This window comes from Bordetella genomosp. 4 (genome assembly GCF_002261185.1).
Classification (GTDB): Bacteria; Pseudomonadota; Gammaproteobacteria; order Burkholderiales; family Burkholderiaceae_B; genus Bordetella_A.
On record NZ_NEVQ01000009.1, the window covers coordinates 90,268 to 111,941 of the forward strand.

The window sequence follows — 21,674 nt, forward strand, 5'->3', positions numbered from 1 at the left end:
ATGGAATGGCTCAATACTCTTGAAAGCCACGGTCAGGCCTTGCTGGGCCCGACGGCCTGGCTGGTGATCTGGACGATCATCAAGATCGTCGTCATCGCGGTTCCCATCATTTTGTGCGTGGCTTACCTCACGTACTGGGAACGCAAGATGATCGGCTGGATGCACGTCCGTCTGGGCCCGACCCGTGTCGGTTTCCGGGGCTTGCTGCAGCCGTTTGCCGACGTGTTCAAGCTGCTCACCAAAGAAGTCGTCGTTCCCACGCAGGCCAACAAGATCTTGTTCGTCGTGGCGCCGGTCGTGACGCTGATGCCGGCCTTGGCTGCCTGGGCGGTCGTGCCGTTCGGACCCGAAGTCGTGCTGGCCAACGTCAACGCTGGTCTGCTCTACGTGATGGCAATCACCTCCATCGGGGTGTATGGCGTGATCGTGGCAGGCTGGGCGTCGAACTCGAAGTACGCCTTCCTGGGCGCGCTGCGGGCTTCGGCGCAAATGGTGTCCTATGAACTGGCCATCGGTTTTGTGCTGGTGACGGTGTTGCTGGTTTCCGGCAGCCTGAACATGTCCGAGATCGTGATGGGGCAGAGCCGCGGCTGGTTTGCCGAGCGCGGCCTGACGTTCCTGTCGTGGAACTGGCTGCCGCTGTTGCCGCTGTTCGTGATCTATGTGATTTCGGCCGTGGCCGAAACCAACCGCCACCCGTTCGACGTGGTCGAAGGCGAATCGGAAATCGTGGCCGGCCACATGGTCGAATACTCCGGTATGGCATTTGCGCTGTTCTTCCTGGGCGAATACGCCAACATGATCCTGTTGTCCGCGATGGCATCGATCATGTTCCTGGGGGGCTGGATGCCGCCTATCGACATTGCTCCGCTGACCTGGATTCCGGGTTGGTTGTGGCTGGGCCTGAAGACATTCTGCGTGGTGTCGTTGTTCGTGTGGTTCCGCGCGTCGTTCCCGCGTTACCGCTATGACCAGATCATGCGGTTGGGTTGGAAAATTTTCATCCCGCTGACCGGCGTGTGGCTGGTCGTGGTGGCGATCTGGATGCAGACGCCCTGGAACATTTGGCGTTAACGCGTCAAGCTGAGGCAGGATATGGAAGCGATCAAAGATTTCTTCGGCAGCCTGATGCTGGCCGAGTTGCTCAAGGGCATGCGCCTGACGGGCAAGTACTTTTTCAAACGCAAGGTCACCTTGCGTTATCCGATGGAAAAAACGCCGACGTCGGCGCGTTTCCGTGGCTTGCACGCGTTGCGCCGCTATCCCAATGGGGAAGAGCGCTGCATTGCTTGCAAGCTATGCGAAGCCGTATGTCCGGCCTTGGCCATCACGATCGAATCGGACGTGCGTGACGACGGCACCCGCCGCACCACGCGCTACGACATCGATCTGACCAAGTGCATTTTCTGCGGTTTCTGTGAGGAAAGCTGCCCCGTGGATTCGATTGTGGAAACCCACATTCACGAATACCACGGTGAAAAGCGCGGCGACCTTTATTTCACCAAAGACATGCTGCTCGCCGTCGGCGACCGCTACGAAGCCGAAATCGCCCGCCGCCGGGCCGAAGACGCGCCATACCGTTGACGCCCAAGGTCTGACTCATGACTTTTACCACTGTCCTGTTCTACATACTGTCTGCGGTCCTGGTGATCGCCGCGTTCCGCGTCATCACGGCGCGCAGCCCGGTGACTGCCGTACTGCATTTGATCCTGGCGTTCGCCAACGCCGCCATGCTGTGGATGCTGCTCGGAGCCGAGTTCCTGGCGCTGCTGCTGGTGCTCGTGTACGTCGGCGCCGTGATGGTCCTGTTCCTGTTCGTGGTCATGATGCTCGATATCCGTATCGATGCCTTGCGCGGCGGGCTCAAGACCTATCTGCCGCTGGGGCTGATCATCGGTGTTGTGCTGGTGCTTGAAATGTCCTTTGTGCTGGCCAGCACCTGGTATGGCGCGGGCCCGCAGGCCGTGACTGCCGGCGACTACAACAACAGCCGTGCCCTGGGCGAGGCGATGTACACGCAGTACGTGTACGCCGTCGAAGTCGGCGCCGCGTTGTTGCTGGTCGGTATGGTCGCCGCCATCTCGCTGACGCTGCGCCGCCGTCGCGACGCCAAGTACAACGACCCCGCCGCCGCCGTGCGCGTGCGCGCCAAAGACCGTTTCCGTCTGGTCAGCATGCCCGCACAGAGCGACCGTGCCCAGGGCCGCGCTGCCCCGCCGGCCGACGGCGCCCAAGGAGAAAAACAATGACGTTGACGCTGGCTCACTATCTGGTGCTGGGGGCGATCATGTTCGCCATCGGCATCTTCGGCATCTTCCTGAACCGCCGCAACCTGATCATCCTGCTGATGTCCATCGAGCTGGTGCTCCTGGCCGTCAACATGAACTTCGTGGCGTTTTCCAGCTGGTTCGGCGATACCGCCGGCCAGGTGTTCGTGTTCTTCATCCTGACGGTGGCTGCTGCTGAGGCCGCCATCGGTCTGGCGATTTTGGTGCTGCTGTTCCGTAACCTGAACACGATCAACGTTGACGAACTCGATCGCCTGAAGGGCTGACGGGGTATTGGAAGAAAATGTCTAGTTCACCCAATCTGTACTTGCTGATCGCGCTGGCCCCCTTGGCCGGTGCGATCCTCGCCGGGCTGTTCGGCACCGGGTTCCTGGGCCGGCCGATCGGCCGCCGCGGTTCGCACGTCATCACCATCCTGGGGGTGTTGATCTCCGCGATCGGGTCGGTGATCGTGCTGCGCGATGTGCTCAACGGCCATACCTTTGACGGCGCCGTCTATACCTGGAGCCTGATCGGCCAGACCAAGCTCGAGATCGGTTTCCTGATCGATCCGCTGTCGGCCATGATGATGGTGGTGGTCACCTCTGTGTCCTTGATGGTGCACATCTACACCATCGGCTACATGGCAGATGATCCTGGCTATCAACGCTTTTTCGCGTACATCTCGCTGTTCACGTTCTCGATGTTGATGCTGGTCATGTCCAACAACATGGTTCAGCTGTTCTTCGGTTGGGAAGCCGTGGGCCTGGTGTCGTACCTGCTGATCGGTTTCTGGTACACCCGTCCGACGGCGATTTTCGCCAACATGAAGGCCTTTCTCATCAACCGTGTCGGTGACTTCGGTTTCGTGCTGGGGATCGGCCTGCTGTTTGCCTACGCCGGCACCATGCACTATGGCGAGGTGTTTGCACAGGCTGACACGCTGGCTGCTCAAACGCTGCCCGGCACCGACTGGATGCTGTTGACGGTGGCATGTATCTGCCTGTTCATCGGCGCAATGGGTAAATCGGCTCAGGTGCCGCTGCATGCCTGGCTGCCCGACTCGATGGAAGGCCCGACGCCGATCTCGGCGCTGATCCACGCGGCCACCATGGTGACCGCCGGCATCTTTATGGTGGCGCGTTTCTCGCCGTTGTTCGAGCTGTCGGATACGGCACTGTCGTTCATCATTGTGATCGGCGCGATCGGCGCATTGTTCCTGGGTATCCTGGGCATCATCCAAAACGACATCAAGCGCGTGGTGGCGTATTCGACGCTGTCGCAGCTCGGCTACATGACGGTGGCGCTGGGCGCCTCGGCCTACTCGGTCGCGATCTTCCACTTGATGACGCACGCGTTCTTCAAGGCGCTGCTGTTCCTGGGGGCAGGTTCGGTGATTATCGGCATGCACCACGATCAGGACATCCGCAACATGGGTGGCTTGCGCAAGTACATGCCGATTACCTGGATCACATTCCTCTTGGGGACGCTGGCCTTGGTCGGTACGCCGTTCTTCTCGGGTTTCTACTCCAAGGAACACATCATCGAGGCAGCGGGTGCCGCTCATGTATGGGGCGCCACCTTCGCTTATTACGCAACCTTGATTGGCGTGTTCGTGACTTCGTTGTACTCGTTCCGCGTGTATTTCCTGGTTTTCCACGGCAAAGAACGCTTCGATACGAGCGGCCACGGTCACGCGCATGGTCACGACGCCCATGGCCACGACGATCACAGCCATGGTCATGACGATCATGGCCATCACGGCGGCACGCCGCACGAATCCCCATGGGTCGTAACGCTGCCTCTGGTGTTGCTGGCTATTCCTTCGGTGCTGATCGGCGCCTGGGTGGTCGATCCGATGCTGTTCGGCAGTTTCTTCGACGGCGTGATCAAGGTGCTGCCGCAGCATCCTGCCATGCACGAACTGCACGAAGAATGGCATGGCTGGGTGGCCTTCGGTATGCACGCGTTCCAGACCCTGCCGTTCTGGCTGGTGGTCGCCGGTGCGGTGATCTCCTGGTACTGCTACCTGATCAATCCCAAGGTGCCGGCTGCGATCAAATCCAGCTTGTCGGGTGTTAACAAAGTGCTTGAGAACAAGTACTTCGTCGACTGGATCAACGAACAGATCATTGCGCGCGGCGCACGCTGCCTGGGCTATGGCCTGTGGCAACGTGGTGACCGCGGCTTGATCGATGGCTTGCTGGTCAACGGTAGCGCTCGTGTGGTCGGCTGGGTGGCTGCGATCAGCCGTCATCTGCAGTCCGGTTATATCTATCACTACGCGTTCGCGATGATCATCGGCATCATGGCTCTGATTACTTTCTTTGTGCTGATTCCCCAATGACGGCAAGCGACATGGCATCCAACACTTTTCCCTCGCTAACGCTTGCGATCTTCGTTCCGATCGTATTCGGCCTGCTGGTGCTGGCCCTGGGCCGCGATGACCGGCCTGGGCTGACACGTGGCTTGTCTTTGATTGGCGCGATTGCGGGCTTTCTGGTCACGATTCCGCTGTACACCGGTTTTGATTCTTCGACGGCCGCCATGCAGTTCGTCGAAAAGGCCTCCTGGATCGAAGCCTTCAACGTCAATTACCACCTGGGTATCGACGGTATCTCGATGTGGTTCGTGCTGCTGACCGCCTTCATCACCATCATCGTGGTGCTGGCAGGCTGGGAGGTCATCACCAGCCGCGTGTCGCAGTACATGGCCGCCTTCCTGATCCTCTCGGGCCTGATGGTCGGTGTGTTCGTGGCGCTGGACGGCATGCTGTTCTACGTGTTCTTCGAAGCCACGCTGATCCCGATGTACATCATCGTCGGGGTATGGGGCGGCCCGAACCGCGTCTACGCTGCGTTCAAGTTCTTCTTGTACACCTTGATGGGCTCGTTGCTGACTCTGGTGGCGTTCATCTATCTGTGGAACGTTTCCGGCGGCTCGTTCGATATCCTGACTTGGCACCAAGTCAAACTGGGCTACACGCCGCAGATTCTGATCTTTGTGGCCTTGCTTGCGGCTTTCGCGGTCAAGGTGCCGATGTGGCCGGTGCACACCTGGTTGCCGGACGCCCACGTCGAGGCGCCCACCGGCGGCTCGATCGTGCTGGCAGCGATCATGCTCAAGCTCGGCGCCTACGGTTTCCTGCGTTTTTCGTTGCCGATCGCACCGGACGCCTCGCATAGCCTGGCTGGCCTGATGATCACGCTGTCGCTGATTGCGGTGATCTATATCGGTCTCGTCGCCATCGTGCAAGACGACATGAAAAAGCTGGTCGCGTATTCGTCCGTGGCGCACATGGGCTTTGTGACGCTGGGCTTTTTCATCTTCAACACCGCCGGTGTCGAGGGCGCGATCGTGCAGATGATTTCGCACGGCTTCGTGTCGGGCGCGATGTTTATGTGTATCGGGGTGCTGTATGACCGCATGCACTCGCGGCGCATTGCGGACTATGGCGGGGTAATCAACGTCATGCCGCGTTTTGTGACGTTCTTTGTGCTGTTCTCCATGGCCAATAGCGGCTTGCCTGCCACGAGCGGTTTCGTAGGCGAGTTCATGGTCATCATGGGTGCGGTCGAGCACAACTTCTGGATCGGTCTGCTGGCTGCGACGGCGCTGATTCTGGGTGCCTCGTACTCGCTGTGGATGGTCAAGCGCGTGGCCTTTGGCGATATCGCCAACGACCATGTGCGTGAACTCACCGATATCAACGGCCGCGAATTCCTGATTCTCGGCGTGATGGCTATCGCTGTGTTGTACATGGGTATCTATCCCAAGCCCTTTACCGACGTCATGCATGCTTCGGTCGAGGCCCTGCTGCAACACGTTGCCATCTCGAAACTGTAAGACTGACTCATGATGCAATCTCACATTGATTTCGCCCTGGCTACGCCCGAGATTCTGTTGCTGATTTTCGGTCTGGCGATTTTGCTGATCGATGCGGTCAGCAGCCATCCCGAGCGCAAACCCACTTTTGTGCTGACGCTGCTGGCGTTGGGCGTGGTGACCGTCGTCTCGTTGCTGCAATGGAAAAACGGCACGGTCGGTCGTACGTTTAACGGCCTGTATGTGGCCGACAATCTGTCGCACCTGCTCAAGGTCGCGTCGTACATTGCCGTTGCCGTTACGCTGATTTACGGCCGCGTTTACGCGCAAGTCCGCGACATGCTGCGCGGTGGCGAGCTGTATGTGTTGTCGCTGATGGCCCTGTTGGGCCAGATGGTGATGATCTCGGCGGGTAACCTGATCAGCGTGTATCTGGGCCTGGAACTGATGTCTCTGGCCCTGTATGCCCTGATCGCGCTGCGTCGCGACGATGTGGTTGCCACCGAAGCCGCCATGAAATATTTCGTGCTGGGCGCGTTGGCCTCGGGTTTCCTGCTGTACGGCATGTCCATGGTGTACGGGGCGACCGGCCATCTGGACATCGTCGAGATTTCCAATGTCATCGCAGCAGGCAAACAGGAAAATATGGCGCTGGTGTTCGGCGTGGTGTTCCTGGTTGCGGGTCTGGCGTTCAAGCTGGGCGCAGTACCGTTCCATATGTGGGTGCCTGACGTTTACCAAGGTTCTCCGACTGCTGTGACGCTGATACTGGGCGCTGCACCGAAGCTGGCCGCATTTGCGATTACGCTGCGCTTGCTGGTCGAAGGCCTGCATGGTCTGGCTGCCGATTGGCAACCGATGCTGATGATTCTGGCGATTCTGTCGCTGGCCATTGGCAACCTGACTGCTATCGCTCAGACGAACTTCAAGCGTATGCTGGCGTACTCCACGATTTCGCATGTCGGCTTCGTGCTGCTGGGGCTGATGTCGGGTGTCGTGGCAGGCAAGCCGGATGCATCGGCCAATGCCTACGGTGCGTCGCTGTTTTACATGCTGATCTATGTGCTGACCACGCTGGGCACTTTCGGCATGATTCTGCTGTTGTCGCGTCAGGGTTTTGAGTGCGAGCAGATCGATGACCTCAAGGGCCTGAACCGCCGCAGCCCGTGGCATGCAGCATTGCTGCTGCTGTTGATGTTCTCGCTGACGGGCATTCCTCCGATGGTGGGCTTCTACGCCAAGCTGGCTGTGCTGCAAGTGCTGGTCGATGCCGGCTACGTGTGGCTGGCTGTGGTGGCGGTGGTGTTCTCGCTGATCGGCGCGTTCTACTATCTGCGTGTCGTTAAGGTGGTGTATTTCGACGAGCCGGCCGCTGATGCTGGCAAGATCGCAGCACCTTGCGGCCATTGCGGTGTGTTGTCGGTCAATAGCGCATTGATCCTGGTCCTGGGCATTTTGCCTGGTGGCTTGATGGCGTTGTGCGTGCACGCGATTCAGACCTCGCTGGGTCTGTGAGGTAGGCGATACCTGTGCGTAATAGGGCGGTGACGCAGTCGAACACGATGGAGGGATGGTCATGAACCAGACCTTGGCTGTTTGGCTGCTCATCGCTCTTGCTTTAGTCAGCGCGAATTTACCGTTTTTGACTGAGCGAGTGTTGACGGTGCTGCCGTGGAAACGGGGCGCCGTAGTCAAGCCGTTCTGGCTGCGTATGGTTGAGCTCTTGCTGTATTACGCAATTGTGATGGGCCTGGGGTTTGCTTTTGAAGCGGCGTTGGGCAATCCGTTTGCGCAGGGGTGGGAGTTTTACGCGATCACTTTTAGTCTGTATCTGGTGCTGGGGTATCCGGGGTTTGTGTTTCGGTATCTGTTTAAGCGGCATCCGGTTTTGCGGGGCTGAAAGAGCGTCTTCGTTGCGGGGATGGTGGGGTTCTAATGGTCGTCGAGCCGAGGCAATCGGCCCGGCCGGGCTTCACAAAGTCGGTCCGGCGCGCGGGCGCCGGACACCGTGTTCGCTCACCTCGTCCGCGCCTGCGCGCTCCCTACGGTGTCCGCTCCACTCGACTTTGAGGCGCCCGGCCGGGCCGATTGCCTCGGCTCGACTGGCAGCAATTAGAGTTCTCTGCATCGCTGGCACGACTTTCTTGCTTGGCGTTTTTCTGCGGCCGCGTTGGTAGAGAGAAAGATCTTGCAGTGCTGCTTTCGGCAGGCGCCCTGCGCGCCTACCTCAAGCGATCGGTCCGGGCATGCGACGGGGTGGCGTCATGCCTGATCGGAAGATCTGCTTGGCTGCGTTTGATGCTTGCGGCGATGATGCGTAGGGCAGTTTTTCCGGCGGTGTATCCGTAGCATGTCCGTGCTCTGAATCAGAGTTCATCGCCGCGGACGTGATTTGCGCTCATCCTGATGGCATTACAACGAGTGCCATGCGTGGCATTACGTCAATGTGACTCGAGAGATCTTTTGCCCGGCAACGGTGCCACAGCCTGTGCATGCAGATCCCGAACGCGATGACCGGGTGTGCAGGGCACCCGGTCATCGCAGCCCTGCAAGATCTTTCTCTTCACCCAGGCTGACACAGAAAAATGCCAAGCAAGAAAGTCGTGCCAGCGATGTGATGAGCTTGAGTTACTGCGAGTCGATGCGGAGCAGTGGCTGCGTGGGGGCGCCTCGTGGCCGAGTGGAGCGGACACCGTAGGGAGCGCGCAGGCGCGGACGAGGTGAGCGAACACGGTGTCCGGCGCGCAGGGCGCCGGACCGGCCACGTGAAGCCCCCACGCAGCCGCTGCCCCGCATCGACGTCCAATAGCACCAAACCCATCACACCCGAACCCCCATCAACCTTCAAACCAATTCAGCACCCCATCCAGCCCCGCCACATTCAACGCATAAGGCGTCTGCTGCCGCACAATAGGCTTGGCCCGGTAAGCAACGGCATAGCGCGCAAACCCTAGCATCTTGAGATCATTCGCCCCATCTCCCAGAGCAATGATCTGATCCGACGTCGCCCCGTATGTCTGCGCGAAGGTCCGCAGGTGCATCAGTTTGGCATCGGCATCCAGAATATCGCCGAGCACTTTGCCAGTCAGCACGCCGTCTTTGATTTCCAGGGTGTTGGCATATGCGCTATCGAGGTTCAGGCGTTGGCGCAGGCGTTCCGTAAAGAACGTGAATCCCCCAGACACTAATAGCACCTTGATCCCAGCCGCCTGTGCTGTGGATATCAATTGCTCCGCACCGGGATTCAGACGCAGTTTGTCTGCATAAACCTGTTCCAGCGCCGATGCCGGCGTCCCCTCCAGCAAGGCTACCCGGCGACGCAGGCTTTCGGAGAAGTCCTTGATTTCGCCCCGCATTGCAGCCTCGGTGATCTCGGCGACTTTGGGTTTGACTCCCGCGACGCCGGCGATTTCGTCGATGCACTCGATGTTGATCAGCGTGGAATCCATGTCCATCGCCAATACTTTGCATTGCGACAGACGGACGCCGGCAGGTACGAACGCCGTGTCGACGCCATGTTGTTCTCCCCAGGCCGTGACCTGCGCGCGTACGTCGGCGTCTTGCGATACGTCCAATAGACGAGAGGCTGTGGCGCTGAGATGGACGACGCCTTGAGCGTGTGCCAGGGCCGCTAATTGTTCGACCTGGGCAGCGCCGAGCGCCGGGGATTGAATGACGAGATGAGTGGTGGACATGGCGGAAAGTGTGTCGGTGAGGGGCCGGTGCGTGGCGATGCTGCTCAAAGCATAACGCGGACATGAAAGAGGCTATTTTGCAGGCGCATTTTCAGCGCCATGCAAAGGGTGTTTGATCGAGTTCGGTGGCACGCATGGGCTATTTTAATGAGCGCAGCACCGCACGTACGGCATCGGCACGCGTGGAAACTTTGACGACGGTGAACTCGATACGCAGTTTGTCCGGGCCGGCCAGTTTGATGTGACGCTGCTTTTGTATGAGTTCGATGATCCGTGCGGGGTCGACCGTGGTTTTGGGGCCGAACTGGATCAGTGCCTGGTTTTCGCTGGCATCGATCTTGATGATGCCCAGCGGTTGCGCCGCCAATCTCAATCGATGGGTGGTCAGCAGTACCTGTGCGGCCTCGGGCAGTTTGCCAAAGCGGTCGATGAGCTCTTCCTGAATGCGGATCAGGTCGTCTTCGTCCTCGGCGTGCGATAGACGTTTGTAGATCGCCAGACGTGCGTGCACGTCCGCACAATAGTCGGATGGCAGCAGTGCCGGGGCATGCAGATTAACCTCGCACGCCAGGTTGAACGGCGCATCCAAGTCGGGCTCTTCGCCCGCCTTGAGCGCGCGTACGGCTTCGTTCAACATTTCGTTGTACATCGAGAAGCCGATTTCGTGGATGTTGCCCGATTGCGATTCGCCCAGGACTTCACCGGTGCCGCGGATCTCCAGGTCGTGCATGGCGAGATAAAAACCAGAGCCCAGTTCTTCCATCGCCTGAATCGCTTCCAAGCGTTTTTTGGCGTTGGAGGTAATCGCGTCTTCGCCAGGCGTCAGCAGATAAGCATAAGCCTGATGGTGAGAGCGCCCGACTCGGCCACGCAACTGGTGCAATTGAGCCAGGCCGAAACGATCGGCGCGATGGATGACAATGGTGTTGGCGCTGGGCACGTCAATGCCGGTTTCGATGATGGTAGTACACAGCAGGACGTTAAAGCGCTGCTGGTAAAAGCCCTTCATCACCTGTTCCAGCTCGCGTTCAGGCATCTGGCCGTGCGCGACGGCGATGCGGGCTTCGGGCACGAGTTCTTCGAGGCGCGCCCGGCGGTTGTGGATGGTCTCGACTTCGTTGTGCAGGAAATAGGCTTGACCGCCACGCTTGAGTTCGCGCAGCAGGGCTTCCCGTATGGTGCTGCCGTCTTCGCGCCGGACAAAGGTCTTGATCGCCAGACGCTTTTGCGGCGCGGTGGCGATGACTGAGAAATCGCGTATGCCTTCGAGCGACATGCCCAGCGTGCGGGGGATGGGCGTGGCGGTCAGCGTCAGGACGTCGACCTCGGCGCGCAGGGCCTTCAGCGCCTCTTTCTGGCGCACGCCAAAGCGGTGTTCTTCGTCGATGATGACCAGGCCCAGGCGCTTGAAACGTACGTCTTTAGACAGGATCTTGTGCGTGCCGATCACGATGTCGACGCGTCCATCGTTGATGCCTGTGATGGCATCGGCGACTTCTTTTGATGACCGGAAACGCGAGAGCTCGACCACGCGCACAGGCCAATCGGCAAAGCGGTCGGCAAAGGTCTGGGCATGCTGTTCGGCCAACAGTGTCGTCGGGCAGAGCAGAGCCACTTGTTTGCCATTCGCCACGGCCAGAAAGGCTGCACGCAGCGCGACTTCGGTTTTGCCGAAGCCGACGTCGCCGCAGACCAGGCGATCCATCGGGCGGCCCGAGGTCATGTCGCTGATGACGGCCTGGATGGCGGCAGCTTGATCGGGCGTTTCGTCAAAGCCAAAGCCTTCGGCAAAGGCTTCGTAGTCGTTGATGGGCAGGTTGAAGGTATAGCCTTCGCGTGCCGCGCGTTGCGCGTAGAGCGCCAATAGTTCGGCGGCAGTGTCGCGCACCTGGCGGGCGGCTTTGCGTCGAGCCCTGTCCCATTGGCCCGATCCCAGCTGGTGCAGCGGTGCGGCCTCGGGGTCGGCGCCGCTATAGCGCGCGATGACATGCAGCTGAGATACGGGCACGTATAGCGTGCTGCCGTTGGCGTATTCGAGATGCAGGAATTCCATCTCGCCGTCGCCCATGTCCATGTTGATCAGGCCGTGGTATCGCCCGATGCCGTGCTGCGCGTGTACGACCGGGTCGCCAGCACGCAGCTCGGACAAATCCCGCACCATGGCTTCGACGTTGCTGGTGCGTTCCTGGTCACGGCGGCCCCGCCGCGTCGCACCAGCATTGCCCGGGTACAGATCGTTCTCGGTGAGAAACAGCAGTTCGGCCGAAGGAATGCCAAAGCCCGCGGACAGTGGCGCCGCGATCAGGGCAAAAGAGGACTGAGAGACGAGAAATTCCTGCAGGGATTCTGGCTGCGCATCGGGCGGCAGGTCGAACTCGGTCAGCATTTGCGCCAGCGTTTCGCGCCGGCCTGCCGAGTCTGCGCACAGCAAGACGCGCGATTCGCCCCGCGCCAACAAGGCACGCAGACGAGCGATGGGGTCTTCGGCGCGGCGGCTGATGCTGACGTTGGGCGCGGTGGAGAAATCCGGATGCGGCGCGCCCTCGGTCAATGCCAGGCGCGGAAACGCCTTGAATCGGCCATGCAATCCCTCGCTGTCCAGAAACAGCGCCGAGGGCGGCAGTACGGGACGTTCGCGGTCGCTTTTCAGAAAGGTATAACGGGTGCTGGTGTCCTGACTGAATCGTTGGATCGCCTCTTCGATATCGCCCAATGTGACGGTAATTGCATCGGTCGGCAGATAGTCAAATAGCGTTGCAGTCTCGTCAAAGAACAGCGGGAGGTAATACTCGACACCGGCAAAAGCGATGCCGTTGCCGATGTCTTTATAGGGCAGGGCGCGCGACGGGTCGCCCTCGAATTCCTCGCGAAAACGTGCCCGGAACCGGTTGCGCGATTCCTCGTCCATCGGAAACTCGCGCCCCGGCAGCAACTGCACCTCGCGCACAGGGTACAGACTGCGCTGCGTATCGACGTCAAAGCTGCGTATGGACTCGATTTCGTCGTCAAACAGGTCGAGCCGGTAGGGTACTGCCGACCCCATGGGGAACAGATCGATCAGCCCGCCGCGTAGACAGAACTCCCCGGGCGCCGTGACCTGGGTCACGTGGGCGTAGTTTGCCAATGTCAGTTGGGCGCGAAGCGCGGCCTCGTCCAGTTTGTCTTTCTGCTTGAACGAAAACGTATAGGCAGCCAGAAATGAGGGCGGGGCCAGGCGATACAGGGCGGTCGTGACGGGCACGAGCAGCACATCGACCGTATGCTGCATAAGGGCATGCAGGGTGTGCAGGCGTTCCGACACCAAATCCTGATGGGGCGAGAACGCGTCGTACGGCAGCGTTTCCCAGTCGGGCAATTGCCGGACCCGCAGATCGGGCGCGAACTGGGGAATCTCGTCGGCGAGCCGCTGTGCCTCCAGGGGCGCCGCCGTCAACACGACAAGCGGCCGGCCGCTTTGCCGGGCGAGGTCGGCCAATAGCCATGCGTCGGCCGAGCCTGGCGGACGCGGCTGCGCGTAGCGGGTGCCGGCTTTCAGGGCGGACAATGTGGCGGCAGTGGCGGGGATCCGCGAGGCCGCATCGAGGAGTGAGGAATCAGACATCAGGCGGAAGATTATAAAATCTCTCGGCCATGACTGACTCTCTAATTGCAATTGTTCCTGCCGCCGGCGTCGGCCAGCGTGCTGCACGGGCCGGTGAATCGGGTCCGCCCAAGCAATATCGCCTGATTGCGGGGCAGCCTATGCTGCGCCACGCGGTGCAGGCGTTGCTGGCGGACGCCCGTATTGCCCAAGTGCGAGTGGCGGTGTCTGCCGAGGATAGCTGGGCCGCTGAAGCCCTGGCCGGCTTGCCTCGCACCGTCTGCCGGCCGTGTGGCGGCCCTACGCGGGCTGAGACGGTGGCGGCGGCGTTGGCTGACAGCGGCGTGGCAGGTGATGATTGGGTGCTGGTCCACGATGCGGCGCGTCCTGGCTTGCCTGCGCAGGCTTTGGCCCGTCTGATTGATACGTGTCTGTCTGACGCGGTGGGAGGGCTGCTGGCGTTGCCCGTGGCCGATACCGTGAAATCGCAACGCAGGTTCGATAGCGGGGCTCTGGGAGGCCAATCTACCGTCAATGCATCGTCGAGACCCACGGGAGGCAGTAATGCCTCTGGTGTCGATTCCACGCCTGCAGAGCCCCGTGTGCGTGCGACGCTCGATCGCGACGGGTTGTGGCTGGCGCAGACTCCCCAAATGTTCCGCGCAGGCCTGCTGCACGCCGCGTTGGCGAGTGCGCAATCCGCGGGTGTGATCGTCACTGACGAGGCCTCGGCCATTGAGGCGGCGGGCCATGCTCCTTTGCTGGTGCCTGGCTCGTTGCGCAATTTCAAGGTGACCTGGCCGGATGATTTCGAATTGATGGGAAAATGGCTTTGAGACGCTCCCTTTGGGCAGCAAGCTTTTTGGAGTATTGAATGAGTTTTCCTTTCCGAGTCGGTCAGGGCTTTGACGTGCATGCTTTGGTGACGGGCCGGCCTTTGATTATCGGCGGCGTCACGATCCCGCACACGCACGGCTTGCAGGGGCATTCGGATGCGGATGTGTTGCTGCATGCGGTGACGGATGCGTTGCTCGGGGCGGCTGGATTGGGCGACATCGGGCGGCATTTCCCAGATACGGATCCTGCTTATAAGGGCGCCGACAGTCGTGTGCTATTGCGGGATGCTGTTGCCAAAATTCGCGCGGCTGGCTGGGTGCCGGTGAATATCGACGCTACCGTTCATGCCCAGGCGCCGAAAATCGGCCCTCATGCGGCCGCGATGGTGGCGAATATCGCTGCGGATGTGGGGGTTGAGGCGGATGTGATCAACATCAAAGCCAAAACCAACGAAGGGCTGGGGTATCTGGGGCGTAAAGAAGGGATTGCCGCTACGGTGGTGGTGTTGCTGGCTCGAGAGGGGTGAGAGCGGGTTTGCGGGGTTAAAAGGGGTGTTCTTGGGGGGATGGTGGGGTTCTAATGGTCGTCGAGCCGAGGCAATCGGCCCGGCCGGGCTTCACAAAGTCGGTCCGGCGCGCGGGCGCCGGACACCGCGTCGCTCACCTCGTCCGGCCCCTACGGGCCTCCCTTCGGTGGCTGCTCGCTCGACTTTGAGGCGCCCGGCCGGGCCGATTGCCTCGGCTCGACTGGCAGCAATTAGAGCTCTCTGCATCGCTGGCACGACTTTCTTGCTTGGCGTTTTTTCGCAGCCGCATTGGTAAAGAGAAAGATCTTGCAGTGCTGCTTTCGGCGAGCGCCCTGCGCGCTCACCTCAAGCTATCGGTCCGGGCATGCGGCGGGGTGGCGCGGTGCCAGTTGGAAGATCTGCTTGGCTGAGTTTGAGGCTTGCGGCGACGATGCGTGGAGCACTTTTCCCGGCGGCATATTCATAGCATGCTCGTGCTCTGGATCAGAGTTCATCGCCGCAAACATGATTTGCGCTCACTATGATGGCTCCACAACGAGTGCCATGCGCGGCATTTACGTCAATCTGACTCGAGAGATCTTTTGTCATGCAACGGTGCCACAGCCGTTGCATGCAGATCCCGAACGCGATGAGCGGGTGTGCAGGGCACCCGCTCATCGCAGCCCTGCAAGATCTTTCTCTTCACCCCGGCTGATGCAGAAAAACGCCAAGCAAAAAGCTCGTGCCAGCGATGTGATGAGCTTGAGTTACTGCGAGTCGATGCGGGGCAGTGGCTGCGTGGGGGCGCCTCGTGGCCGAGTGGAGCGGACACCGTAGGGAGCGCGCAGGCGCGGACGAGGTGAGCGAACACGGTGTCCGGCGCGCAGGGCGCCGGACCGGCCACGTGAAGCCCCCACGCAGCCACTGCCCCGCATCGACGTCCATAAAGCACTACTAACTAACTAACCACCCAGCAGCAAAATCACTTCCCTTGGGCCGCCAACGACAACGCCGCAGCATTCACCACAGCCGCAATCCGCCCCACATCCCGCAGCTGCTCCACACTGAACCCATCTTTCTTCAGGTTCTCATAGTGCGACTGCACGCAGAAATGGCATTTGCCGATGATGGAAGCCGCCAAGGCAAACAGCTCAAAGCGTTTCTTATCCACCCCGCCATGCGTCGCATACGCATTCATGCGTAACTGCGCAGGCAGGCTTTTGAGTTGATCGTCGCCGGTCATCTCAACGTATGGATACCAGATATTGTTCATGCCCATCAACGCCGACGCCGTCAGTGCAGCATTGGCGTCGGTTTCCGACAAGCCGCTTTTGAACGCCTCGATCAGCACGGGGCTGCGCGCTGCAAAGGCGGCCGACAGGGCGGCGCCGACGGCGTCTTCAGGGGCCAGCGTCGAGCGGGCAATCACACCGTCCAGATTCAGGCGAATGTCTTTGGCCCAATCCGGCAGTTGTTCCTTGATGGCTGAGATGAATTCCATAGTTTTTACCTATAATCTGGATCAGGAAAAGCCCGGCAGGGCCGGGCTGAGAAATTACAGCGTTGCGCCGCCAACCGAACGGTTGCAGGGGCACAGCTCATCGGTCTGCAGACCGTCGAGCAAGCGCAGGATTTCTTCGGGGTTGCGACCCACGTTCAGGTTGTTGACCGACACGTGCTGGATGGTGTTGTCCGGATCGACGATGAAGGTGGCGCGCAGAGCAACGCCAGCTTCTTTGTCACGGACGCCCAGTTGGTCGATCAGCGAGCCGGTGACGTCGCCGAATTGGTAGTGGCCCAGCTTGTTCAGGTCCGGGTGCTCACGGCGCCATGCCAGTTTCACGAATTCGTTGTCCACGGAACCGCCCAGCAGGACAGCGTCGCGGTCTGCGAAGTCGTTGGCCAGCTTGTTGAAGCCGACGATTTCGGTCGGGCACACGAAAGTGAAGTCTTTCGGGTAGAAGTAGATGATCTTCCACTTGCCGGGAAAGGAGCTTTCGGTGATGTCTTCGAACGCCGAAACACCGTTTTCTTCGTGCTGATTGAAGCCAGGCTTGACACCGGCAACCTTGAAGGGCTCGAGTTTATCGCCAACAGTTTTCATGAATGCTCCCGTAAGTTGTTGGGTGGAATGAGGCACACAGTATCGCGTGCTAAGACCCAAATTTTACGCTATTGGCTATCGCTGTCTAATTGATAATTTCTAAATCTGGCTTTGGGAATCTCTATCCTTGCCGTTAATCCGCCGCCTGCCCGTTCCAGCATTTTCAGTGAACCGCCCACGTGCTTGAGCAAGCGTTCGACAATGGCCAGGCCCAAGCCTGCTCCACTGACGCCCGTGCGCGCCGCCTCGCCGCGGGAGAAGGGGCGCAGCAGGCGGTCGACGTCATCGGGGGCGATGCCCGGCCCCCGGTCGGACACTTCGATAATCAGCGCACCGCCTTCGCTGTGCAGACTCATGATGAGATGAGCCTGGCCGTCGGCAGAACGGCCGTAGCGGCGGGCATTTTCGATGAGGTTGCTGACGACGCGTTTCAAATCCAGGGCCGTTACGCGCGCGTGCAGATCGGGTTCGATGAATGCGTCCAGATTGCCGCCCAAGGAGGCGGTATGGCTGCGTTCGCGTTCGTATAGCTCTGCGAGGACTTCGGAGATATTCGTGGCGACTTGGGGCAGGGTGCCCGCCGGGCGGGCGTATTCCATCAACTGGCCGATGCTGTGATCGATTTGTCCCAGGTCGTCGTCGATCGCCTGGCGTGCATCCTCGGACACGCCGCTCATTTCGATTTCGAGCCGCATGCGGGCGAGCGGGGTGCGCAAATCGTGCGAGATCCCAGCCAGCATCAGTTCGCGATCCGCTTCGGCTTGTCGGAGGTCTTTTGCCATCCGGTTAAACGAAGCATTGAGGTCGCGGATCTCCAGCGGCCCGTTTTCGGGTAGAGAGGCGGGCGTTTCTCCGCGGGACAGTACCTGTGCTGCCCTGGCTAACCGGGAGAGGGGCCGGTTGACAAAGCCCACGCTGACGGCAGCTCCCACGAGAGAGAGCAGCAGGGCGGTTGCACCCCAGCCCAGCCATTCAATACCGCCAGTCAGCCCGATCTGCTCGCGCTCGAAGACCAGCCAATACAGGTCTTGGTTGATCTGGAAACTGACCCAGAAGCCGGGGACCTGATTGACGCCCCACATGATCTGGGTCTCGGGCCCAAAGCGGGTGCGTATATGTTGAGCGACACGCTGCCAGTAGTCGTCGTCGGGCAACGCCTCGGTGAAATCCGTGACCTCGCGGGGATAGACCTGAATCCCCTCGTTGGTGGCCAGGTCGAGCAGCAGCTTGCTGCGCTCAGTGTCGTCGGAATAGATCAGCGCCGTGCGAGTGATGTTGACGGCCGTGATGACCCGTTGCGCCATTTGATTGGCGCGCGGGCCGAGTTCCATGCTGAAGAAGACCTGCAGCCATGCCCCGAGGCTCACGAGCATCAGGGCTGCCAGCAGCAGAAACGTGCGGCCAAACAGCCCTAACCTGAGTCGTGAGGTCAGGTTGCGGAGGATCCTGCGTACACCGGGCACAAGACGTCGTGCTTGTCGAGATCCTTTGGGACGATCAGCTGCCACCATCCGGAACGAAGACGTAGCCCAGACCCCAGACCGTCTGGATGAAGACCGGCTTGGACGGGTTGGGTTCGATCAGTTTGCGCAAACGCGAGATTTGCACGTCCAGACTGCGATCGAAGGCTTCGTATTCGCGGCCGCGAGCCAATTCCATCAGCTTGTCACGCGACAGCGGGATCTTGGGGTGACGCGCAAAGACCTTGAGTACGGAGAATTCGCCCGTGGTGATAGGGACTTGTTCGTTGTTGCGCGTGAGGGTACGGGTCGACAGATTGAGGGTATAGGGTCCGAATGCGATGGACTCGTTTTCCTGGCTGGGAGCGCCGGGATGTTCTTCGGTGCCCCGGCGGCGCAGGATGGCGTTGATACGGGCCAGCAGTTCGCGGGGGTTGAAGGGCTTGGACAGATAGTCGTCGGCGCCCATTTCGAGGCCGACGATGCGGTCGATTTCCTCGGCCTTGGCTGTCAGCATGATGATCGGGGTGTTGTCGTGGCCACCACGCAGGCGGCGGCAGATCGACAGACCGTCCTCACCGGGCAGCATCAAATCCAGAACGAGCAGGTCAAAATGCTCGCGCTGCCAGAGCTTGCCCATTTCTTTGGCGTCTTCGGCGACAAAGACGTTGAATCCTTGTTCCGACAAGTACCTGCGCAGCAGATCGCGCAGGCGAGGGTCGTCATCGACGACGAGGATTTTGCGGACGGGATTGGTGTTTTGCGTATTCATGGCCGGAAATGTAACAGTGACAAGAATCAACGGCTAGTGGGTATTCACAAGATATTACACATTGCGCATTAAGGTTGAAATCCCCCCGTCGGTCCTAGAGGGGGACTCTTTGGATTTCGTACAATCTCCTCCTATGAATTTGAACCTGCTGGCCCTCGAAACCTCCTCCTCGCGTTGCGGGGTGGCCCTTTTGCGCGAAACCGATGCGGGTTGCACGGTTTCCGTGCTGGAGCACGAAGGTGCCCAGGAACACGCCGAGCGATTGCTGCCGATGGCGGGGCAGCTCCTGGAGCAGGCGAGGCTGACGCCGGGGGACCTGGACGCCATCGCGTTTGGTCAGGGGCCGGGGGGCTTTACAGGCTTGCGAGTCGCCTGCGGCGTTGCTCAGGGGATGGGCTTGGCGCTGGGGATACCTGTGGTGCCCATTGTGTCTCACCTGGCGGTGGCGCACGAAACCGGCGCGCAGCCGGGGGATATAGTATTGGTGGCGCTGGATGCCCGCATGAACGAGGTTTATCTGGCCGCCTACGCCTGTGGGCCGGACAGCGAGCGTCCATGGCTGACCTTGCAGGCGCCTATGCTGATTGCCGTGGACGAGGCGGTGCCCTGGACTGCGCATCATCTGCCGCTATGGGCAGCCAATAACCAGGCCGAATGGTTGGGCCATGGTTTGGCCGGTGGGCTGGTGGACGGCCTGGCAGGCGGCTTGGTCGGCGGCGTGGTTGCCTCGTTCGCGGGGACATCCCTGCGTTTGGCAGGGGATGCCTGGGATGTTTACGCGGACGAGATGGCGCAGCCTGCAACTTGGCGGCGCCATGCTGCCGCACGGCCTCAGGCCAGCGCTGTGGCGCATTTGGCGCGCCAGGCGTGGTTGCGAGGCGAGGCGGTAGCTCCCGAGCTGGCCGCGCCCTTGTATGTCCGAGACAAAATTGCCTTTACGACGACGGAGCGCGAGCGCGGTCTGGGGGGCAACCCCAAGGCCGCACCTGCCTGGCCCGCGCCAGTGCTGGAGCCCATGGCCGAGCCGGATGTGGATGCCGTAGCCGAATTGGAGGCCAGCTTGCAGGCGTTTCCCTGGACGCGAGGCAATTTTGCGGATGCATTGGCCTCAGGATACGAGGCGTGCGTACTGCGTCAGGGCGGTAAAGTCGTCGGGTTCTGCCTGGTGATGCTGGCGCCCGACGTGGCGCATTTGCTGGTGATAGGCGTGTCTCGCGCGCATCATCGCCAAGGTCTGGGCAGTGTGCTGTTGAGGTGGTGCGAGCAAATCGCGCGGCAACATGATTTGCCGGCCGTGATGCTGGAGGTGCGGCCGTCCAATACGTCCGCGCTGGCATTCTATGAAAAAAGCGGCTTTCAGCGTATCGGACTGCGTCGCGGCTATTATCCTACGGGTAAGGGACAGCGCGAGGACGCCTTGGTGATGCAGAAAATGCTGGTGAGCGAGGGATCGTCGCAATGACGTCTGTGCTTGACGACATGGCGCAGACGGCCGACGGTGTTGCCCAGGAGGCAGCGTTGGCGCCTCCTCGCATCAATGCGCTGCAAAAACTCTGGCTGCGCGAAATCGGTATCGAGAAGACTTGGCTAAAGGCCGCGGATCCGCAGCCGGAGCCGGCTGCATCGGTGGCCTCGGCGCAGGCGTCTGCTTCAGACGCTGATGCCGGTACGCTGCAGGATCCGGCGGCACAGGCAAGAGCAGCGCTGCGGGCAGGGGGGCATCCCAGTGCCGGCGCTGGCGCAACGATGCGTTCGGATGCCGCGGCCGCTGCCGGATATCTCAATGCAGGCGGTGGCGCGGATTCGCTCGGCGCAGCAGGCCGTCGCGCGGACGCTGTGCCTGCCGCAGGCGCTACGCCTGTTGCCGCGGCGCCCGTACAGGGCGAACGTGCTGACGCGGCGTCCGCGCAGGGTGAACGTGCCGACGCACCCGGGCGGCCAGGTGGGGCGCCGACCCGTCCCGCAGCAGGTGCCGCCGCACCTGTGGCGCGTGCACCGACCCCTACGCCAGAACCTGTTGTCCCCGCGACCGATTTCGACGCCCTGCGCGAACAGGTCCTGCAGTGCACGGCCTGTGGCCTGTGCCAGGGGCGCCGCCATGCCGTTTTCGGCATGGGCGCTCGTCCTGCGCGCTGGATGGTCGTGGGGGAGGCGCCGGGCGAGCAAGAGGACCGTCAGGGCCTGCCGTTCGTGGGGCGCTCCGGTCAGTTGCTGGACGCGATGCTGAGCGCCGTAGGGATGAGCCGCGAAAAAGACGTCTTTATCGCCAACGTGATCAAGTGCAGGCCGCCAGGCAATCGCAACCCCAAGCCCGAGGAAATCGCTGCGTGCAGTCCATACCTGAAGCGGCAGATCGAGCTGATTCGGCCCGAGCGGATTCTGGTGCTGGGCCGTTTTGCCGCCCAGACCCTGCTGGGAACGGATGCCACCATCGGCAGTCTGCGCGGACGCCAGCATGTGTGGACCATGGACGATGGGCACCGAATTCCGGTGGTCGTCAGTTATCACCCGGCATACTTGCTACGCAGCCCGGTCGAAAAGGCGCGTGCCTGGCAGGATCTGCAGCTCGCAATGGCCCTGGCCTGAGCCTGGGCAGGTCTGCTGGTCTGGAGTAATCAGGCAAGGCTGC

The 21,674-nt window shown here is 60.8% G+C and carries 18 protein-coding genes; 12 read left to right on the forward strand and 6 right to left on the reverse strand.

The genetic code is table 11. The features are described from left to right. From nuoH to CAL20_RS07190, 8 genes are all read left to right on the forward strand, one after another. Positions 1-1,074 (forward strand): NADH-quinone oxidoreductase subunit NuoH, encoded by a 1,074-nt coding sequence (gene nuoH, locus CAL20_RS07155; RefSeq protein WP_094837502.1) that lies wholly within the window; start codon positions 1-3, stop codon positions 1,072-1,074. 21 nt (positions 1,075-1,095) lie between these two features. Further along, complete coding sequence (gene nuoI / locus CAL20_RS07160) at positions 1,096-1,584, forward strand: NADH-quinone oxidoreductase subunit NuoI (RefSeq protein ID WP_094821462.1); 489 nt, start codon at positions 1,096-1,098, stop codon at positions 1,582-1,584. 17 nt (positions 1,585-1,601) lie between these two features. Then, entirely contained in the window at positions 1,602-2,249 is a 648-nt protein-coding gene (locus CAL20_RS07165; RefSeq protein ID WP_094837503.1) for an NADH-quinone oxidoreductase subunit J, read from the forward strand. Continuing rightward, positions 2,246-2,554: an NADH-quinone oxidoreductase subunit NuoK gene (gene nuoK / locus CAL20_RS07170; RefSeq protein ID WP_094821460.1), complete on the forward strand. Its 309-nt coding sequence runs from the start codon at positions 2,246-2,248 to the stop codon at positions 2,552-2,554. Before CAL20_RS07165 ends, nuoK begins: the two co-directional genes overlap by 4 nt. Before the next feature lie 17 nt (positions 2,555-2,571). Continuing rightward, entirely contained in the window at positions 2,572-4,614 is a 2,043-nt protein-coding gene (nuoL, locus tag CAL20_RS07175) for an NADH-quinone oxidoreductase subunit L (RefSeq protein ID WP_094837504.1), read from the forward strand. Beyond that, a complete protein-coding gene (locus tag CAL20_RS07180) occupies positions 4,611-6,113 on the forward strand; it encodes an NADH-quinone oxidoreductase subunit M (RefSeq protein ID WP_094837505.1) in 1,503 nt (500 codons plus the stop codon). Before nuoL ends, CAL20_RS07180 begins: the two co-directional genes overlap by 4 nt. 9 nt (positions 6,114-6,122) lie before the next feature. Next, positions 6,123-7,607, forward strand: a complete 1,485-nt coding sequence (gene nuoN / locus CAL20_RS07185; RefSeq protein ID WP_094821457.1) for an NADH-quinone oxidoreductase subunit NuoN — start codon at positions 6,123-6,125, stop codon at positions 7,605-7,607. Positions 7,608-7,668: 61 nt separating this feature from the next. Next, the gene (locus CAL20_RS07190; RefSeq protein WP_094821456.1) at positions 7,669-7,992 is read left to right on the forward strand and encodes a DUF2818 family protein; all 324 of its coding nucleotides are present in this window, start codon (positions 7,669-7,671) and stop codon (positions 7,990-7,992) included. 937 nt (positions 7,993-8,929) lie between these two features. On the opposite strand, the gene serB is transcribed toward CAL20_RS07190, so the two are convergent. Together serB and mfd are read right to left on the reverse strand one after the other, a co-directional pair. Continuing rightward, positions 8,930-9,787 (reverse strand): phosphoserine phosphatase SerB, encoded by an 858-nt coding sequence (serB, locus tag CAL20_RS07195; RefSeq protein ID WP_094821455.1) that lies wholly within the window; start codon positions 9,785-9,787, stop codon positions 8,930-8,932. A 139-nt stretch (positions 9,788-9,926) separates the two neighbouring features. After that, positions 9,927-13,388: a transcription-repair coupling factor gene (mfd, locus tag CAL20_RS07200; RefSeq protein WP_094837506.1), complete on the reverse strand. Its 3,462-nt coding sequence runs from the start codon at positions 13,386-13,388 to the stop codon at positions 9,927-9,929. A 29-nt stretch (positions 13,389-13,417) separates the two neighbouring features. Here mfd and CAL20_RS07205 point away from each other — a divergent pair, with 29 nt between their 5' ends. Together CAL20_RS07205 and ispF are read left to right on the forward strand one after the other, a co-directional pair. Further along, a complete protein-coding gene (locus CAL20_RS07205; protein WP_094837507.1) occupies positions 13,418-14,203 on the forward strand; it encodes an IspD/TarI family cytidylyltransferase in 786 nt (261 codons plus the stop codon). Between the two features lie 38 nt (positions 14,204-14,241). Further along, complete coding sequence (ispF, locus tag CAL20_RS07210) at positions 14,242-14,730, forward strand: 2-C-methyl-D-erythritol 2,4-cyclodiphosphate synthase (RefSeq protein WP_094821452.1); 489 nt, start codon at positions 14,242-14,244, stop codon at positions 14,728-14,730. Positions 14,731-15,691: 961 nt separating this feature from the next. Here ispF and CAL20_RS07215 read toward each other — a convergent pair. The 4 genes from CAL20_RS07215 to risA form a co-directional block, all read right to left on the reverse strand. Then, the gene (locus CAL20_RS07215) at positions 15,692-16,210 is read right to left on the reverse strand and encodes a carboxymuconolactone decarboxylase family protein (protein ID WP_094821451.1); all 519 of its coding nucleotides are present in this window, start codon (positions 16,208-16,210) and stop codon (positions 15,692-15,694) included. Between the two features lie 54 nt (positions 16,211-16,264). Continuing rightward, entirely contained in the window at positions 16,265-16,813 is a 549-nt protein-coding gene (locus tag CAL20_RS07220; protein WP_094821450.1) for a peroxiredoxin, read from the reverse strand. A gap of 68 nt (positions 16,814-16,881) precedes the next feature. Beyond that, complete coding sequence (risS, locus tag CAL20_RS07225) at positions 16,882-18,276, reverse strand: sensor histidine kinase RisS (RefSeq protein WP_440898650.1); 1,395 nt, start codon at positions 18,274-18,276, stop codon at positions 16,882-16,884. A 34-nt stretch (positions 18,277-18,310) separates the two neighbouring features. Further along, the gene (gene risA, locus CAL20_RS07230; protein ID WP_094821448.1) at positions 18,311-19,045 is read right to left on the reverse strand and encodes a response regulator transcription factor RisA; all 735 of its coding nucleotides are present in this window, start codon (positions 19,043-19,045) and stop codon (positions 18,311-18,313) included. A 133-nt stretch (positions 19,046-19,178) separates the two neighbouring features. Here risA and tsaB point away from each other — a divergent pair, with 133 nt between their 5' ends. Then, the gene (gene tsaB / locus CAL20_RS07235; protein ID WP_094837508.1) at positions 19,179-20,507 is read left to right on the forward strand and encodes a tRNA (adenosine(37)-N6)-threonylcarbamoyltransferase complex dimerization subunit type 1 TsaB; all 1,329 of its coding nucleotides are present in this window, start codon (positions 19,179-19,181) and stop codon (positions 20,505-20,507) included. A gap of 284 nt (positions 20,508-20,791) precedes the next feature. Next, positions 20,792-21,631, forward strand: a complete 840-nt coding sequence (locus tag CAL20_RS07240; protein ID WP_441299866.1) for a uracil-DNA glycosylase — start codon at positions 20,792-20,794, stop codon at positions 21,629-21,631. Positions 21,632-21,674 lie beyond the last annotated feature (43 nt).

Coding starts and splice junctions, on each gene's coding strand:
- nuoH (WP_094837502.1), top strand. CDS start 1: ATGGAATGGCTCAATACTCTTGAAAGCCACGGTCAGGCCTTGCTGGGC.
- nuoI (WP_094821462.1), top strand. CDS start 1,096: ATGGAAGCGATCAAAGATTTCTTCGGCAGCCTGATGCTGGCCGAGTTG.
- CAL20_RS07165 (WP_094837503.1), top strand. CDS start 1,602: ATGACTTTTACCACTGTCCTGTTCTACATACTGTCTGCGGTCCTGGTG.
- nuoK (WP_094821460.1), top strand. CDS start 2,246: ATGACGTTGACGCTGGCTCACTATCTGGTGCTGGGGGCGATCATGTTC.
- nuoL (WP_094837504.1), top strand. CDS start 2,572: ATGTCTAGTTCACCCAATCTGTACTTGCTGATCGCGCTGGCCCCCTTG.
- CAL20_RS07180 (WP_094837505.1), top strand. CDS start 4,611: ATGACGGCAAGCGACATGGCATCCAACACTTTTCCCTCGCTAACGCTT.
- nuoN (WP_094821457.1), top strand. CDS start 6,123: ATGATGCAATCTCACATTGATTTCGCCCTGGCTACGCCCGAGATTCTG.
- CAL20_RS07190 (WP_094821456.1), top strand. CDS start 7,669: ATGAACCAGACCTTGGCTGTTTGGCTGCTCATCGCTCTTGCTTTAGTC.
- serB (WP_094821455.1), bottom strand. CDS start 9,787: ATGTCCACCACTCATCTCGTCATTCAATCCCCGGCGCTCGGCGCTGCC.
- mfd (WP_094837506.1), bottom strand. CDS start 13,388: ATGTCTGATTCCTCACTCCTCGATGCGGCCTCGCGGATCCCCGCCACT.
- CAL20_RS07205 (WP_094837507.1), top strand. CDS start 13,418: ATGACTGACTCTCTAATTGCAATTGTTCCTGCCGCCGGCGTCGGCCAG.
- ispF (WP_094821452.1), top strand. CDS start 14,242: ATGAGTTTTCCTTTCCGAGTCGGTCAGGGCTTTGACGTGCATGCTTTG.
- CAL20_RS07215 (WP_094821451.1), bottom strand. CDS start 16,210: ATGGAATTCATCTCAGCCATCAAGGAACAACTGCCGGATTGGGCCAAA.
- CAL20_RS07220 (WP_094821450.1), bottom strand. CDS start 16,813: ATGAAAACTGTTGGCGATAAACTCGAGCCCTTCAAGGTTGCCGGTGTC.
- risA (WP_094821448.1), bottom strand. CDS start 19,045: ATGAATACGCAAAACACCAATCCCGTCCGCAAAATCCTCGTCGTCGAT.
- tsaB (WP_094837508.1), top strand. CDS start 19,179: ATGAATTTGAACCTGCTGGCCCTCGAAACCTCCTCCTCGCGTTGCGGG.
- CAL20_RS07240 (WP_441299866.1), top strand. CDS start 20,792: ATGCGTTCGGATGCCGCGGCCGCTGCCGGATATCTCAATGCAGGCGGT.